Source organism: Streptomyces sp. NBC_01317 (genome assembly GCF_035961655.1).
Classification (GTDB): Bacteria; Actinomycetota; Actinomycetes; order Streptomycetales; family Streptomycetaceae; genus Streptomyces.
In genome coordinates this window covers 5,020,828-5,036,647 of the sequence record NZ_CP108393.1, presented here as the reverse complement: position 1 = coordinate 5,036,647, position 15,820 = coordinate 5,020,828, and the positions used below count along the sequence as shown (strand labels likewise).

The 15,820-nt window shown below is 71.6% G+C and carries 18 protein-coding genes; 10 read left to right on the top strand and 8 right to left on the bottom strand.

All coding sequences use genetic code 11. The features are described from left to right. The first annotated feature begins 59 nt into the window (after nucleotides 1–59). Entirely contained in the window at nucleotides 60–4,034 is a 3,975-nt protein-coding gene (locus tag OG349_RS21835; protein WP_327236211.1) for a S41 family peptidase, read from the top strand. Between the two features lie 96 nt (nucleotides 4,035–4,130). Here OG349_RS21835 and OG349_RS21830 read toward each other — a convergent pair whose 3' ends face one another. The 4 genes from OG349_RS21830 to OG349_RS21815 form a co-directional block, all read right to left on the bottom strand. Continuing rightward, nucleotides 4,131–4,430, bottom strand: a complete 300-nt coding sequence (locus OG349_RS21830; RefSeq protein ID WP_327236210.1) for a hypothetical protein — start codon at nucleotides 4,428–4,430, stop codon at nucleotides 4,131–4,133. A gap of 88 nt (nucleotides 4,431–4,518) precedes the next feature. Next, nucleotides 4,519–5,409, bottom strand: coding sequence for an SDR family oxidoreductase (locus tag OG349_RS21825; protein ID WP_327236209.1), 891 nt, complete (start codon nucleotides 5,407–5,409; stop codon nucleotides 4,519–4,521). Then, nucleotides 5,406–6,350 (bottom strand): alpha/beta fold hydrolase, encoded by a 945-nt coding sequence (locus tag OG349_RS21820; protein WP_327236208.1) that lies wholly within the window; start codon nucleotides 6,348–6,350, stop codon nucleotides 5,406–5,408. Before OG349_RS21820 ends, OG349_RS21825 begins: the two co-directional genes overlap by 4 nt. Continuing rightward, nucleotides 6,347–7,888 (bottom strand): flavin-containing monooxygenase, encoded by a 1,542-nt coding sequence (locus tag OG349_RS21815; RefSeq protein WP_327236207.1) that lies wholly within the window; start codon nucleotides 7,886–7,888, stop codon nucleotides 6,347–6,349. The genes OG349_RS21820 and OG349_RS21815 overlap by 4 nt, the downstream gene beginning before the upstream one ends. 144 nt (nucleotides 7,889–8,032) lie before the next feature. Between OG349_RS21815 and OG349_RS21810 the strand changes: the two genes are divergently transcribed. From OG349_RS21810 to OG349_RS21800, 3 genes are all read left to right on the top strand, one after another. Then, nucleotides 8,033–8,677 carry a MerR family transcriptional regulator gene (locus tag OG349_RS21810; protein ID WP_327238659.1) on the top strand — a complete coding sequence of 215 codons (645 nt, stop codon included), beginning with the start codon at nucleotides 8,033–8,035 and terminating at the stop codon, nucleotides 8,675–8,677. A 212-nt stretch (nucleotides 8,678–8,889) separates the two neighbouring features. Beyond that, nucleotides 8,890–9,357: a hypothetical protein gene (locus OG349_RS21805; protein ID WP_327236206.1), complete on the top strand. Its 468-nt coding sequence runs from the start codon at nucleotides 8,890–8,892 to the stop codon at nucleotides 9,355–9,357. Between the two features lie 51 nt (nucleotides 9,358–9,408). Then, on the top strand, nucleotides 9,409–9,795 hold the full coding sequence (locus tag OG349_RS21800; RefSeq protein ID WP_327236205.1) for a hypothetical protein: 387 nt from the start codon (nucleotides 9,409–9,411) through the stop codon (nucleotides 9,793–9,795). A gap of 211 nt (nucleotides 9,796–10,006) precedes the next feature. On the opposite strand, the gene OG349_RS21795 is transcribed toward OG349_RS21800, so the two are convergent. Further along, nucleotides 10,007–10,804: an exodeoxyribonuclease III gene (locus OG349_RS21795; protein ID WP_327236204.1), complete on the bottom strand. Its 798-nt coding sequence runs from the start codon at nucleotides 10,802–10,804 to the stop codon at nucleotides 10,007–10,009. A 190-nt stretch (nucleotides 10,805–10,994) separates the two neighbouring features. Here OG349_RS21795 and OG349_RS21790 point away from each other — a divergent pair, with 190 nt between their 5' ends. Continuing rightward, nucleotides 10,995–11,615, top strand: coding sequence for an HAD family acid phosphatase (locus OG349_RS21790; protein ID WP_327236203.1), 621 nt, complete (start codon nucleotides 10,995–10,997; stop codon nucleotides 11,613–11,615). Between the two features lie 100 nt (nucleotides 11,616–11,715). Here OG349_RS21790 and OG349_RS21785 read toward each other — a convergent pair whose 3' ends face one another. Then, nucleotides 11,716–11,988, bottom strand: coding sequence for a hypothetical protein (locus OG349_RS21785; protein ID WP_327236202.1), 273 nt, complete (start codon nucleotides 11,986–11,988; stop codon nucleotides 11,716–11,718). Further along, complete coding sequence (locus OG349_RS21780) at nucleotides 11,975–12,142, bottom strand: hypothetical protein (RefSeq protein ID WP_327236201.1); 168 nt, start codon at nucleotides 12,140–12,142, stop codon at nucleotides 11,975–11,977. The genes OG349_RS21785 and OG349_RS21780 overlap by 14 nt, the downstream gene beginning before the upstream one ends. Before the next feature lie 120 nt (nucleotides 12,143–12,262). Here OG349_RS21780 and OG349_RS21775 point away from each other — a divergent pair, with 120 nt between their 5' ends. Further along, a complete protein-coding gene (locus OG349_RS21775) occupies nucleotides 12,263–13,093 on the top strand; it encodes a helix-turn-helix domain-containing protein (RefSeq protein ID WP_327236200.1) in 831 nt (276 codons plus the stop codon). After that, nucleotides 13,090–13,287, top strand: a complete 198-nt coding sequence (locus tag OG349_RS21770; RefSeq protein WP_327236199.1) for a DUF397 domain-containing protein — start codon at nucleotides 13,090–13,092, stop codon at nucleotides 13,285–13,287. The genes OG349_RS21775 and OG349_RS21770 overlap by 4 nt, the downstream gene beginning before the upstream one ends. A gap of 54 nt (nucleotides 13,288–13,341) precedes the next feature. On the opposite strand, the gene OG349_RS21765 is transcribed toward OG349_RS21770, so the two are convergent. Then, nucleotides 13,342–13,719 (bottom strand): nuclear transport factor 2 family protein, encoded by a 378-nt coding sequence (locus OG349_RS21765; RefSeq protein ID WP_327236198.1) that lies wholly within the window; start codon nucleotides 13,717–13,719, stop codon nucleotides 13,342–13,344. A gap of 66 nt (nucleotides 13,720–13,785) precedes the next feature. Between OG349_RS21765 and OG349_RS21760 the strand changes: the two genes are divergently transcribed. The 3 genes from OG349_RS21760 to OG349_RS21750 all read left to right on the top strand — a co-directional run bounded on the left by OG349_RS21760 (nucleotide 13,786) and on the right by OG349_RS21750 (nucleotide 15,770). After that, entirely contained in the window at nucleotides 13,786–13,983 is a 198-nt protein-coding gene (locus OG349_RS21760; protein ID WP_327236197.1) for a DUF397 domain-containing protein, read from the top strand. Between the two features lie 59 nt (nucleotides 13,984–14,042). After that, entirely contained in the window at nucleotides 14,043–15,122 is a 1,080-nt protein-coding gene (locus OG349_RS21755) for a DNA polymerase III subunit beta family protein (RefSeq protein ID WP_327236196.1), read from the top strand. 210 nt (nucleotides 15,123–15,332) lie between these two features. Then, nucleotides 15,333–15,770, top strand: a complete 438-nt coding sequence (locus OG349_RS21750; RefSeq protein WP_327236195.1) for a VOC family protein — start codon at nucleotides 15,333–15,335, stop codon at nucleotides 15,768–15,770. Nucleotides 15,771–15,820 lie beyond the last annotated feature (50 nt).

The following is a 15,820-nucleotide window of genomic DNA, read 5'->3' as shown; positions in this document are numbered from 1 at the left end:
GCGCAAAAAGTCCCCTGCCAGAAGTTGCCGCACCCCCTCCGCGCGGAAAGCATTGGGGGGTGAGTGACGACGTCGCGTATCTACGGTTCCCGCACCTGCACGACGACCTGCTGTGCTTCGCCGCCGAGGACGACCTCTGGGTCGCTCCCCTCGTGCCGGCGGGGCACCGGCCCGGACGGGCGTGGCGGGTGACCGTCGACCGCACCAGGATCGGTCATCCGCGCTTCTCGCCCGACGGCCGGCAGATCGCCTACACGACGTGGCGCAGTCTCGACCCGGAGATCCACCTGGCCCCGGTGGACGGGGGCCCGGCCCGCCGGCTCGGCTACTGGGGCTCCACCGACACCCGGGTCTGCGGCTGGACCCCGCCGGGTGAGGACGGGGAGTCGCAGATCCTGGCGGTCTCCTCGCACGGCCAGCCGTTCTCGTACTACTCCTGGGCCTACAGCGTCCCCACCGACGGCTCGCCGGGCAGCCAGCTGCCGTGGGGCCCGGTCGCGGACCTGGCCGTGGCGGACGTCGACGGCGAACACCGCACCCTGCTGCTCACCGGGAAGCCGCCGCACGAGCCGGCGGCGTGGAAGCGGTACCGGGGCGGGGCGACGGGCCGCCTGTGGCTGCACGGCGAACGCCTGCTTCCCGACATCGGGGGCCACCTGGACTGCCCGATGTTCGTGGACGGGCGGGTGGCGTTCCTCTCGGACCACGAGGGGGTGGGGAACCTGTACTCGGTCCTGCCGGACGGTACGGACCTGCGCCGCCACACCGACCACGACGCGTTCTACGCCCGCCACGCCTCCTCGGACGGGCGCCGGGTGGTCTACCAGTGCGGGGGCGGCATCTGGCTGGTGGACGCGCTGACGCCGGACTCGGTGCCGCGCAAGCTGGACGTACGCCTGGGCGGCCCGCGCGCCGGCCGCCGCGCGTACCAGGTCCCGGCGGCGAGCCACGTGGACGCGATCTCGGTGGACACGACGGGCCGGGCAAGCGCGGTGTCGGTACGGGGCAGCCTCTACTGGCTCACCCACCGCGACGGCCCGGCCCGCACGATCGCGGACACTCCAGGGGTACGGGTACGGCAGCCGGACATGCTGGGCGGCGGCGGCCAGGTCGCGTACGTCACGGACGCGGACGGCGAGGACGCGATCGAGATCGCCCACCTCCCCCGGGCCACGGGCGACCGCCCCCCACGCCGCCTGGCCTCGGGCCACCTGGGCAGAGTCCACGAAATGGTCTCGTCCCCCACGGGCGACCGCATCGCGATCGCGTCGCACGACGGCAGACTGCTCCTGATCGACACGACGGAGGAGGACGGCCCGGAGGCACCCACGACTCAGCCCGGAGCGGGTACGACTCCGCCCGGGGCAGGTACGACTCAGCCCGGCGCCGACGCGAGCCCGCCCGGTACGGGTACCGCCGCCGGGACGGGAGCCCTGCCCCCGCCCCCGGCTGGGTCGACACCCACGGACGGGCCCACCGCAGGTGGCGGCCCGACATCCGAGGCCGCACACGGCCCCGAAACGGGGCCCACGCCCCCGGGCCCCACAGGGACGACACCCACGGGCGCCGAGCCCACCGCAGGTGGCGGCCCGACAAGCGGGGCAGCACGCGGTACCGGCACCGGCACCGGCACCGGCGGAACCAAGCCCGGCGGCTCCGCCGCAGGCGCCCCGGCGGCAGGGACCGCACGCGGCGCCGACGGGCCCGCGCGCGGCGGCTCCGCCTCAGACGTGCCGCCCGTCCCGCCCCCCGCAGGGGCAACACCCGCAGGCGGCCCCGGCGCCGCAGAATCCGGGCCGCACACGGCCGGGCCCGCCGCAGGTGGCCCGGCAAGTGGGGCCGCCGGGGGCGCCGCCCCCGGTGAGCCCAGCCCCGGTGGCCCGGCCGCCCACGCCGCGCCCGGCGCCGCAGGGCCCGGGCCGGCCAGCGACGGGCCCACCGCGGAGGCGCCCCCCACCGGGGCGATCCGCACCGGGTCCACCCTGTGGAAGCCCCCGGGCGGGCCCGGGATCGTCACCGAGGTCATCCGTTCCATCAACGGCCCCGTCGCCGACCTCGCCTTCTCGCCGGACGGCGACTGGCTCACCTGGTCGCACCCCGGCGTCGGCCGCACCCTGCGCCAGATCAAGATGGCCCGCATCGGCGGCAGCGCCGACCGTACGATCATCGACGTCACCAACGGCCGCTTCGAGGACGAGAACCCCGTCTTCACCAGCGACGGCCGCTATCTCGCCTTCCTCTCCTGGCGCGGCTTCGACCCCGTCTACGACGTCCACACCGGCGACCTCTCCTTCCCTCTCGGCTGCCGCCCCTACCTCGTACCGCTGTCCTCCGCGACCCCGTCCCCCTTCGCCCTCTCCCCCGACGGCCGCCCCGCCGCCGGCGGCCTCGACCCGGCCATGAGCGACGCGGACGCCGGCGAGGGCACGGTCACCGTCGAGGAGGAGGGACTCGCCGCGCGCGTCACCCCGTTCCCCGTCGCCGCGTCCAAGTACTCCGCGCTGCACCCCGTCAGCGGCGGCGGCCTCGTCTGGCTGCGCTGGCCCATCTCCGGCGCGCTCGGCGAGACCTTCGCCAACCCCGCCGACACCTCCGGCCGCCCCACCCTCGAACACTTCGACCTGACCAAGGCCCGCAAGAGCGAACTCGTCGCGCACCTCGACTGGTTCGCCCCCAGCGGCGACGGCACCCGCCTGGTCGTCGTGGACGACGACGAACTCCGCGCCGTCCCCGCCACCGAGCCCGGCGACTCCGACTCGACCGTCCACCTCGACCTCCGCCGGATCCTCCACGAGGTCGACCCGGAGGCGGAGTGGCGCCAGGCGTACGAGGAGGCCGGCCGCCTGATCCGCACGTACTTCTGGGAGCCGGACATGTGCGGCATCGACTGGGACGGCGTCCTCGCCCAGTACCGCCCCCTCGTCGAACGCGTCGCCTCCCCCGACGAGTTCGCCGACCTCCTCCGCGAAGTCGTCGGCGAGCTGGGCACGTCCCACGCGTACGTCACCCCCGCCCGCCGCAACGAGGGCCCCCGCCACTACCAGCGCGCCATGGGCCTGCTCGGCGCCAACCTCGTCTGCCGGGACGGGAATTGGATGGTCAAGCGCATCCTCCCCGGCGACTCCTCCGACTCCAAGGCCCGCTCCCCGCTGGCCGGCACCGGCATCCGCGAGGGCGCGATCCTCACCCACGTCGACGGGCGCCCCGTCGACCCCGTGGCCGGCCCCGGCCCGCTGCTCTCCGCCGCCGGCGGCACCACGGTGGAGCTGACCTTCCGCCCCGCCGGCGCCGACGGCCCCTCCCGCCGCGTCGCCGTCGTCCCCCTCATCGACGAACGCCCGCTCCGCTACCAGGACTGGGTCGCCAAACGCCGCGAGGTCGTACGGGAGATCAGCGGCGGCCGCTGCGGCTACCTGCACATCCCCGACATGGGCGGCTCCGGCTGGGCGCAGTTCAACCGCGACCTGCGGCTCGAAGTCTCCCGGCCCGCCCTGATCGTGGACGTACGGGGCAACGCGGGCGGCCACATCAGCGAACTCGTCGTGGAGAAGCTCACCCGCCGCATCCTCGGCTGGGACCTGACCCGCGACGCCCAGCCCGTCTCGTACGCCTCGAACGCCCCGCGCGGCCCGGTCGTCGCCATCGCCGACGAGGCCACCGCCTCCGACGGCGACATGATCACGGCCGCCTTCCGGCTGCTGAACCTCGGCCCGGTGGTCGGCCAGCGCACCTGGGGCGGAGTCGTCGGCATCACCGGCCGCCACCGGCTGGGCGACGGCACGGTCATCACCGTCCCGATGAACGCCGCCTGGTTCGACGCGTACGGCTGGTCCGTCGAGAACCACGGCGTGGACCCGGACATCGAGGCCCTGCGCACCCCGCTCGACTGGGCGGAGGGCCGGCACGCGCAGCTGGACGACGCCGTGTGGGTGGCGCTGGACCTGCTGGCCGCGCATCCGGCCGCGACCCCGCCGGGGTACGGCGCGGTCCCGGACCTGCGCCGCCCGAAACTCCCCCCGCGCGGGACGGCCTGACCTCGGGCCCCACCGGCCGCAGGCCGCACGGGAAGGAGGCGCACCCCACGATCGGGGTGCGCCTCCCGTACGTACGGTACGTACCGGGCCGAAGGCTCAGGCGTCGCGCGCGCCGCCGCGCATCCCGTCCCGGTCGGCCCGGTCGCGGTCGGCCCGGTCCTGGTCGCGGCTCATGTCGCGGTCCATGTCGCGGTCGCCACCCATGTCCCGGTCCATGTCGCGGTCCATGTCCCGGTCCTTACGACCGTCCGTGCCACGGCCGTCCGTGCCACGGCCGTCCGTACCACGGCCCTTGCCCTTCGCCTTCGCCTTGTCCTTCTCCTGGTCGCTCATCCGCGACCGCGCCTGGTCCTGGAGCTCCTGCGCCTTGTCCCTGAACTGGTCCGAAATACCCATGAAAAGCCACTCCTGAAAGTCTGTGGGGCGCTACGGGGGGGGTGGATCCCGACCAGACTGACACGGCCCGACATTCCGCGCATTTCGATCAGTTACGCAGCGTACGGCCCCGCTCGTCCGCCGCCCCGCCCGCCCCCACCAGCCCCGTACGCACCCCGTCCAGCCGGGGCCCGAAGCGCCGCATCTCGCGCCGCCCCACCGTGGCGATCAACCCGGGCAGATACCCCCGGACGGACTGCATCCCCCGCAGCCACCCCTGTCCGTACACATGCGCGGACCGCCGCTCGATCCCCGCGACGAGCCGGTCCACGGCCGGGCCGAGCGGATACGTACGGCTGGCCGGCCACGGCAGCCGCCGCCGCAGTTCCCGCATCACCTCGTCCTCGTCCGCGCCCCGCACCATGTCGGTGTCCGTCCAGGACAGATACCCGACACCGACCCGCACCCCCCGGTACCCGACCTCGGCGCGCAGGCTGTGCGCGAAGGCCTCCGCCCCCGCCTTGGACGCGCAGTACGCGGTCATCATCGGCGCAGGGGTGAGCGCGGCCAGCGACGCGATCTGGAGGAAGTAGCCCCGGCTCTCCAGCAGCACCGGCAGGAACGCCCGCGCCGTCACCGCGCCCCCGATCAGGTTCACCTCCACGACCCGCCGCCACGCGTCCGGGTCGGAGTCCACGAACGGCCCCCCGGACGCCACCCCCGCGTTCGCGACGACGAGGTCCACCTTCCCGAAGCGCTCCTTGACCTCCCCGGCCACCCGGGCCATCGCGGTGTGGTCGGTGACGTCCGCGTACCAGTGGCCGGCGTCACCGTGCAGCCGCCCCGCAACCCGCTTCAGCTCGTCCTCCTCCAGCCCCACCAGCGCGACCCGCGCGCCACGGGCGGAGAGCTTGCGGGCGAGGTGTTCCCCCACGCCGCGCGCCGCGCCGGTGACGACGGCGACCTGTCCTTCGAGACGGTTCGATCCGGTACGGCTCATGCCACGTCCTCCGTCGTACTGGCGTCGGCGGTACGTTCGTCGGCCGCGGGGGAGCCCTCCGCCCCCAGATACGCGACAACCAACCCTCGAATCGCCCCCGTCACCGCCTCCGGCGCCTCCACCGGCGTCATGTGCCCCACCCCCGGCAGGACGGTCAGCCCGGTGCAGTCGGGCAGCGCGGCGGCCAGCGCCCGCGCGTGTACGGGCGGGGTCATCCGGTCGGCGGTCCCCACCAGGACGGCCGTGGGCACCCTCAACTCCCGTACGTACATGTCGAGATCGAGCGTGTCGAGCACGTGCGACCACGCGACACGCGCCCGCCGCCCGCACGCGTGCACGATCCGCGCACACCGCGCGACCCGGTCCGGCGCGGTGGCGGGACCCATCGTCGCGTAGCGCAGGATCCGCCGGGAGAGCGGTGTGACCGGACCCAACGGGGCCCGCGACCCCAACACCACCCGGGTGAGCCGCGTCCGCAGCCGCCCGGCGCGCAACGGCAGCACCCGCGACTCCGCGACCAGCCCCGAGCTGCCCGTACTGCACAACAACACAGCCGCCGCGTGCTCCCGGAGGACCGGCCGCCGGGCGGCGGCCATGATCGTCATGCCGCCCATGGAGTGCCCGGCGAGCACGGCCCGCTCGCCCGGCGCGAGCGTCGCGGTGAGGACCGCTTCCAGGTCGTCGGCGAGAGCGTCGGCGGTACAGGCATCGGGGCCGGGGAACACGGTCCGCCCGTGCCCCCGCTGGTCGTAGACGATCACCCGGTGACCGGCGGCGAGTTCGGCCGTCTGCGCCGACCAGAAACGGGTCGAGCAGGTCCACCCGTGAGCGAGCACGACTGCGGGCCGACCCTCGGAGCCGTACACCTCCACATGGATCCGCGACCCGTCGGCGGAGACGGCGGTCAGCGCACGGCGGGTGGACGTGGGCAAGGGGCTCATCGGACGGTCTCCTTCGTGGCGGCCTGCTGGGGCGCCGCGCCGCCGTCACCGGCGCGGATCACGTCGTACTCGGCCAGGTCGACAGCCCGGGTCTCACGGCGGAACTCGCGTGTGGTGCCCGGCCAGATGGTGGTGTTGCGGCCGTTGGCGTCCAGATACCAGCTGGTGCAGCCGCCGGTGTTCCAGACGGTCCGGGTCATCCGCTCCTGCACCCGGCGGTTCCAGGCGCCGACGGCAAAGACGCGGGCGTCGAGGGCGGCACGCCCCCCACCGAGGCCACCCACCTGCCCCAACTGCCGCAGATAATCGGCCAGATAGTTCAGCTGAGCCTCGATCATCAGAATCATCGAGGAGTTCCCGAGCCCGGTGTTCGGCCCGGTGATCATCATCCAGTTGGGGAACCCGGCCGCCGTCGTCCCGCGCAGCCCCTCCATGCCGTTCTTCCACGCCTCGGCCAGCGTGACTCCGCCCGCCCCCACCACCCGCTCGGCGATCGGGACGTCCGTCACGTGGAAGCCGGTCCCGAAGATGATCACGTCCGCCTCCGCCTCCGTCCCGTCGGCCGCGATGAGCGTCGACCCGCGCACCTCCGCCAGCCCCGAGGCGACGACGTCCACGTTGGGCCGCGCCAGCGCCGGGTAGTACGTGCTGGAGAGCAGGATGCGCTTGCAGCCGATGCGGTACGAGGGGGTCAACGCGGCCCGCAGCGCGGGGTCCTTGACGCTTCTGGCCATGTTGGCCTTGGCCAGCAGCTCCACGCCCCCCAGCAGCTCCGGCCGCTTCGTAAAAGCCCCCACCTGCAACTCCCGTACACCCCAGAGGAATTGACGCCGGAGGGCACCGGTGGCGGGGAACGCGCGATGCAGCCGACGCTCGACCCACGAGATGGCCCGGTCGGTACGGGGCATGACCCACGGCGGGGTCCGCTGAAAGACCGTCAACCGCTCCACCTCCGGCTGGATGGCGGGCACGATCTGAATGGCGGAGGCCCCGGTGCCGATCACGGCGACACGCTTGCCGCGCAGTTCGAGGCCGTGGTCCCAGCGGGCGGAATGGAAGACCTCCCCCGGGAACGTGTCCAGCCCCGGCACGTCCGGCACCTGGGGATCGGACAGCGCCCCGCCGGCCGACACGACCACGTCGGCGGTGAAGTCCGCTCGGGAGGTGGTGACTTCCCAACGCAGCGCCTCCCCGTCCCACCGGACCTTCTCCACCTCGTGGTGGAACCGCAGATGCGGCCGGACCCCGAAGGTGTCGGCGATCCGTTCCAGATAGGCCCGGATGTACGGCTGCCCGGAGAACGTGCGCGGCCAGTCGGGTTCGGGCGCGAACGAGAACGAGTAGAGGTGGGAGGGCACATCACACGCGCACCCCGGATAGGCGTTGTCCCGCCAGGTCCCGCCGACCGATCCGGCCCGCTCCAGGACCACGAAGTCGGTGATCCCCTCACGCCGCAACCGGACGGCGGCCCCGAGGCCCCCGAATCCCGACCCGATGACCGCAACGCGTACGTGCCGCACGTGCTGACCGACAACCACAACGCCTCCCGCGACCGCGCCGAACCGTGCCAGTCATCACTGGCACGGTCAAGCAGCCTAGGGGCAGCGCACTACCCGTGGGGAGGGTCCGGACGACAGAAGTTACCGACGGTACGACATAAAGTGACGCCCATGGAGTACCGCATGGACGACCTGGCCCGCGAGGCGGGCATCACGGTGCGCACCGTGCGCTTCTACCGCGAGCGCGGCCTGCTCAGCCCGCCGCGCCGCGAGGGCAGGATCGCCTGGTACGACGACCGGCACCTGGCCCGACTCCGCACGATCGCCGCCCTGTTGGAACGCGGCCACACCCTCAGCGGCATCGCGGACCTGGCGGCGACCTTCGAGGCGGCCCAGGCCCCCGGCGGCTTCGCCTCCGCACTCGGCCTGAACGAACCCCCCACCGAGGAGACCCCGGTCCGCCTCTCCCCCGAGGAGCTGGCCGACCACTTCGAGGGCGAGGTCACCCCGGAGAACCTCGCCGCGGCCCTGGACCTCGGCTACCTGGCCGTGGACGGCAACGACATCGTCCACATCAGCCGCCGCCTCCTGGACGCCTCCGCGGCCCTGGTCCGCGAGGGCGTCCCCCTGGCGGCGGTCCTGGCAGCGGCGGTAGAGGTCCGCGCCCACGCGACGGCCCTGGCCGACCTCTTCACCACCACACTCCAAACCCACACCACCCACGCAAACCCCACCACCCTCCGCCCCCTGGCCCAGACCGTGGTGGAAGCGGAACTGTCCATGGCCCTGGACCGCAGACTGCGCCGACCGCGACAGCCCCAGGACTGAGGTCCACCACAAGGTTTGTCCAAGGTTTCCTCAAGGCCGGTGGAGCAGAGTGCTGCCACGCACGAAGCGCCACGTCGTCGGAGAGGGAGCCGCTCATGCGTCTTCGCAGGTCTTTGGTGACCGCCGCTCCTGGCGGCGCGTCCGCTCCCGCCGAACCCGCCACACCGCGGGGGTCAGCGAGTTCCGTTGAGATTCCTTCGAGGGAGACGTCTGTGTCCAATCGACTGTCCAACCACCTGCGGCGCACGATCGCGACCGTCGCCGCTTCGCTGGCGACCCTGGCCGGCCTGGGACTTGCCCTGCCGTCCTCGGCACAGGCGGCGGGGTGTACGACGCTGAGAGCCACCGTGACCAACTCGGCGGGAAATCCCGGCGGCCACGTGCAGGCCACGCTGTGCTCAAGTTCCTCCGCGCCGTACTCCTGGGACCTCAACCAGTCCTACTTCAACTTCGTCGAGGACTACCAGGCCGACGGTGTCGCCGCCCGCGCCTACATCCAGAGCGGAGGTATCACCAACGGCCCCCTGGGCGTGGACGACACCTCAACCTCCGGGGGGACGCAGCTGGACTGGTGGGAGAGCACCGTCTCCAGCAGCACTGCCCGTGCCTACGTCTGTCTGGGCACAAAATCCCCCGGAACCTCCGGAGCGCGCTGCGCGTACGCCTCCGCGTCGGCCTGACCCCTGTCCTCGTAGAACATCCGTGCACGGGCCTTGAGGAGAACCAGCACCATGCATGTACGCCGCATCGCCGCCACCGCCGCCGCGACGACCGCCCTGGTCGCCGGCAGCCTGATGCTCGCTCCCGCGTCGCAGGCCACCGTCGCCTCCTGCTACGGCGACGCCACCCCCTACAGCAAGCCCGCCGGCACCTTCTGGCTGCCCGCCGGCGACACCTTCACCACGTCCAGCTCCTGCACGGACATCAACATCAGATCCAACACCAACCGGTACGTGAAGGTGTGCTTCGAGACCAACGGGTCCTTGAACTGCCAGGCCAACTACACCCTCACCACCGCCGGACAGTGGACCACCGTCGCCACCAACGTGAGTGACGGCGTACGGTTCGCCTTCGAGTTCCGTTCGGACGCCCTCTCCAACGGAAGCTGGGCGGCCTGACCTGTCCCGCTGAACCGACCGTCCCGCCGCCTCGGTCCCACGGCGGAGACCGAGCGCGCTGGGCAGCGGCAGCCGGCGAAGGACCTGACGAGGTACTCGTGCCCCAGGCCGGCGAGTTGTGTCAACGACCCGGCAAGGCCGGAAGCGGCCGGGGGCGTCGACCGGCTCGTACCGGTCGACGCCCCCGTCGTCCGTTCCCGCCGGACAGGCCCTAGAGGTCGAAGACCACCGTCACCGGGGCGTGGTCGCTCCAGCGCTCCCCGTGTGTCGCCGCGCGCTCCACGTACGCCTTCACCGTGCGCTCCGCCAGGCCGGGGGTCGCCGCGTGGAGGTCGATGCGCCAGCCCGTGTCGTTGTCGAAGGCGCGGCCGCGGTACGACCACCAGGAGTACGGGCCCTCCTGGTCCGGGTGCTGGGCCCGTACGACGTCCACGTACCCGACCTCGTCGAAGACCCGGGTCAGCCAGGCGCGTTCCTCGGGGAGGAACCCGGAGGACTTGGCGTTGGCCTTCCAGTTCTTGAGGTCTGCCGGGGTGTGGGCGATGTTCCAGTCGCCGCAGACCAGCACCTCGCGCCCGTCCGCCGCCGCCCGCTTCCGCAGCTGCTCCAGGTGGACGAGGAACTCGTCCATGAACCGGTACTTCTCGTCCTGCCGTACGGTCCCCACCTCGCCCGAGGGCAGATAGAGGCTGGCCACCGTCACCCCGGGCAGATCGACCTCCACGTACCGCCCGCTCGTGTCGAACTCCGCGCTGCCGAAGCCGATCCGGGTACGTTCCGGCTCCCGCCGCGTGTACAGCGACACCCCCGCCCGGCCCTTCGCCGCGGCCGGCGCGTGCACGGTGTGCCAGCCCGCCGGCTCCCGTACGCCGGCGGGCAGCTGCTCCGGCTCGGCCCGTACCTCCTGGAGGCACACCACCTCGGCGGAGGTCCCGGCGAGCCACTCCACGAACCCCTTCTTGGCGGCGGCGCGGAGGCCATTCACGTTCACGCTTGTCACGGTCAGCACCCCGGCACAGTACCGAACCGGCCCAGGCCACCCGGGGCGACGGAACCGACAGACCGGATGTGTTCATGTCACCAAACGTTCACCGGCCAACTTCGCACGCCACGCCCCCAACCCCACACTTTTCGGCTTAGGTCGAGATCGACAACGAACTCGGCGCCCGCACCCCGGGCCCGGACACCGTGGAGGAACCATGTCAACGACTGTGCGAGGCCGCCGACTTGGCGCCGCCGTCGCGACGGCCACCCTCGTCGCACTGGCCGGCGCGACGGACGCCCAGGCGTCCACACCGGCCCCGGCACCCGCCGCCGCGACCGCCGCCGCCGTCGACTACGCCACCTGGCAGGCCAACGTACGCAAGGTGACGGACGAGGCCCGCCCGTACCTCGAACAGCGCATCGCCGACGGCACCGGCGAAAGGCAGGCGATCGTCCTGGACATCGACAACACCTCCCTGGAGACCTACTTCTCCCCCTTCCCGCCCTCGCCCGCCGTCGCCCCCACCCTCGACCTGGCCCGCTACGCCGACGCCCACGGCGTGGCGGTCTTCTTCATCACCGCGCGCCCGGACTTCATCGGCTGGGTGACCAAGCCGAACCTGACGTCCGTCGGCTATCCCGTCACCGGTCTGTACGAGCGCAGCATCGGCGACCTCTTCGGCGACGCGGGCACGTACAAGGCGGCGAAGAGAGCCGACATCGAAAGCCGCGGCTACACGATCATCGCCAACATAGGCAACAACACCTCCGACTTCGTGGGCGGCCACGCGGAGAAGACGTTCAAGCTCCCCGACTACGACGGCGCGCTCTCCTGACCCGTACGTCCCCCACAAAAGGCGCGACAGGCCTCGGGCCGCCCCCAGCGGCGGCCCGGGGCTTCTTTTTGTCGACGGATCCGAATTCCCGAGGACCCATTCACGGACGCCCCTGCCTGCTCCACTTGTTCCGCTCGGCCACCCGCGCGCTGAGTTCCTGGGCCGGGGATGCGGCGGGCTTGTTGTCCGGACACAAGGAATGCCCGCATTCACAGGCCGGCCACCGAAGCCCCGACCCGGGCGCGAGATCCGCCCCTTCGGCACCGGCCTCCGGCTCTCCCCCGTCCCCGGCCGTCCACACCACCAGCGCCCCGTCCACCCCGAACGCGTCCACGAGCCGGGACAGAAACCGCCGCGCCTCACTGCCCGCCATCGACCGACCGCCTCAGCCCGAGCGCCACGCGCTCCACCAAATCCCTTGTCGGCGGCGCGAATTCCCCGGGAACCCAGTCCGGTGTGATCCGCCAGAACCCACCCTGCTCGATTAACGCCGCCAACTCGTCCTCGTCGGCGCGTACCTCCGCCATTCCTGGTTCCTCTCTCCGAGTGCATCTGAATGATTCCGCCTCCCAGCATGACCACCACCCCCTACGCTGAACAGCGGAAATGGGGTTCCAAACCACCGGGAACACAGAGGAGTTGAACGAATGAGCGAGGCCGCCGTCGAGGAATCCGCCGAACCGCAGGACGGAGCGGCGTTCTTCGGAAACGAGGTCAGGCACGCGAGGGAGTTCGCGGGAATGACCCAGGAACAACTGGCCGACGCGACGCACTACAAGCGCCCGTACGTGTCAAAGGTCGAGAGCGGCACGCTGCTGGCGTCGCAGCAGTTCGCGGACGCGTGTGACCGGGTCTTCGGAACGCCCGGCAGCTTCGGCCGGCTGAGGCGGCGGGTGAGCGAGCGCGGACATCCGGGCTGGTTCATCCCGTACGTGAAGCTGGAGCAGGCGGCGAAGACAATCTCGAACTATTCCAACGCCTTCATCCCGGGGTTGTTGCAGACACCGGCTTACGCAGAGGCCACCTTCCGGGCGACGCATCCCCGCGAGGACGACGAGCAAATCAGCTCTCGCGTGCAAGCGCGCCTGCACCGCCGCGAGGTGATGGAACGCGCGGAGCCGCCTCTGCTGTGGGTCATCCTCCACGAGAGTGTGCTTCACACCGTGGTCGGCGGTCGTACCACCATGGCCGACCAACTGAGGCACTTGGCCACGCAGGCCACAACACCTCATGTCACAGTGCAGGTGCTCCCGTTCACGGCGGGTGCCCCGGCTTCCAGCCTTCCCTTTATCCTACTAACGCTGCCCGACGCGGCACCCGTCATGTACTCGGAGGCAAGGGGACTCGGCCACGTAACCGACTCGGTGGCAGCTGTGGAAAGCGCGCAAGCCACGTACGACCGGCTTCGTGCAGCGGCTCTCTCACCGGACGACTCGCTGGCCCTCATCCGCAAGATCACGGAGGATCACGCCAAATGACCACCATCCACCAATGGGTCAAGAGCACATACAGCGGCGGCGAAGGCGGCGACTGCGTCGAGTGGTCCCCCACCTACGCGGCAACGCACCACACCGTCCCGGTGCGGGACAGCAAGAACCCCACCGGCCCCACCCTCATGGTCTCCGCCACAGCCTGGACAGCCCTGCTGTCCCTCGTGACGGACGGAAACTGACCGACAGGTGAGGGGCCGCGCGGCCCAGATGCGCGCGGCCTCCGCCAACACCCCTCACGCGGTGGACGGTTCGGTCTCTCCGGCGAACACGATGATCTGGTCGATAAGGCTCCGCCGTAGATGGACGACGTCGGTTCCCGCCAGGCGGGGGCCTCCGTCAGGCGTGGCGAAGACCCACTGGTAACGGGCCCACTCGTCCGGCATGTCCACCGCCGAACAGCGCACCATCGAACCGGGCCCCGCCGGGTGCTTCCGGACGTCCAGTACGAACCGCTCGACGGCCTCGATCCCCTCACTGCGGCCCAACGGCCCCCAGAAGACCACGTCCGACGTGAGTGCCTGGGAGAGCAGAGCCGTCACATAGCTGTCCTCCAAGGCGTTGAAGGCGGAAATGAACGTGTCGATCGCGGCCCGCGCTGTCTCTTCCTGCATGAACCAGTAGTACCAGCCACTCCCCGCAACGCGCCCTGTCCACAGGATCTCGGAGGAGCACCCCGCATGATCAGCAACCACGAGTGGGTCAAGAGCACATACAGCGGCGGCGACGGCGGCAACTGCATCGAGTGGTCCCCCACCTACGCGGCAACCCACCACACCGTCCCGGTCCGGGACAGCAAAAACCCCACCGGCCCCACCCTCATGCTCACCCCCGCCGCCTGGACGGCCTTCCTCACCCTCGTCACCGACCCAAACTGACAGGAACCCTCACGACGGCGCGTTGACCTTCGAGTTGGTTGAAGCTCAATGATGGCGCGGTGCCTAATTCTGAGTTGATGCCGATCGGGTTCTTTGCCCAGCGCAGTGGTCTGACCTCCAGCGCGCTGCGGTTCTACGCCGACTCCGGGCTGCTGCCCCCCGCCGAAATCGACCCGGTCTCGGGTTACCGCTACTACAGCGCCGACCAGGTGGCACGCGCCACCGCGCTGCGCCGGCTCCGGGAGATCGCCATGCCCCTCGCCGGCATCGAGGCGGTACTCGGTTCCGGGGCCGACGAGGCGTCCCGGCTGCTCGACGAGCATGTGTCGAGAGTCGTCGAAGACGCGGCGGCGGCACACCGTAAGGCCGCCGTCATCAAGTCCGCGCTCGGCAAGGCGCCAGGTCTCACGATGACGGCGATGAAGGGTCCCGTACTCGCGGATGCCGTCGAGCAGGTCCTCACCGCGACCGCCCACGAGCCCGGGATGCCGGTTCTCGGCGGTCTGCACATCGAGGTGAGTCATGACGCGATCACTCTGACCGCGACCGACCGTTACCGGCTCTCCACCCGAACCCTGGTGCCGGCCGAACCACCGACGCGGAACTGGACCGGCACGGTCAACGGCGACGAACTGCGCGCCGCCGTCGGCGAGATCCGCCGCAGCGCGCTGGTGCGACTCGAAGCGGTGCCGTACGGGATCTGGCTCCGCGTGGCCGGCCGGGAGGACCGGCATTGCCGGTTGCTGACCGAGGAGTTCCCCGACCACCGCCAGATGCTCGCCTCGCTGGGCGAGATCACCACCCGTACGACGGTCTCGAAGGAACTGCTCCTGCGAGCCCTGGAAGAACACCCCGGCGAGCGCCTGGCGCTGCACATCGCCTCCCACGAAGTGAACGTCCTCTCAGCGGACGCGGTGGACGACGGACACGCCCACCACCCCCTCCCGGCCACCACCACCGGCCCCCCACTCCGCATCTCCTTCGAACTGACCACGCTCTACCCCGCCGTGAGCACCGCCATCGGCCCCGACGTCATGCTCGACCTGAGAGGGGACGACCAACCCGTCACCCTCCGCTCCGCCGCCCGAGGTGACCTCACCACCCTCGCCATGCCGATCAAGTCCGCCCCCGCCGAGTGAGAAAGAGCGCCCGGGTCAGCCCCCGAACGCCTCTCGCCGCGCCGCCCGCGCCGCCGCGCCATTGGCGGTGAGGATGTCGGCCAGGGGCGCGATGTCCCGCGCCTTCGTCCCGGCCATCGGATCCCACTCGGCCCGGACCTGTCCAGGTCCGTGCTCGTCGGAGACGGCGGTAGGGTCCGGGGCACTGGAGCCGAACGGACAGGAAGCCTCATGGCCACCAAGTGGACCTTGACCATCGACTGCGCGCACCCGGCCGAACTGGCGCGGTTCTGGGCGCTGGCGCTCGGGTACGACGAGAAGCCGCCGCCCACGGGGTTCGCGAGCTGGGAGGAGTGGTTCGCGCACCACGGCGTGCCGGAGGAGGAGTGGGACGAGGGTGCCTACCTGTCCGACCCGGACGGAGTGGGACCCAGCATCTCCTTCCTCCAGGTGCCGGAGGCGAAGGTCGCGAAGAACCGGCTCCACCTGGACGTCCAGGTCGGCGGCGGCCGTGAGACCCCCTGGGAGATCCGCTGGCCCCGGGTGACGGCGGCGGTGGAGCGCCTGACGGCCGCCGGCGCCACGGTCATCCGCCAGGACGAACTCCAGGGTCGGCCCGATCACGTGGTGATGGCAGATCCTGAGGGGAATGAGTTCTGCCTGGTGTGAGCCGAGGGGAAGGCGGAGGGGAAGGCGAAAGCCCACGGACCCCGGACAGC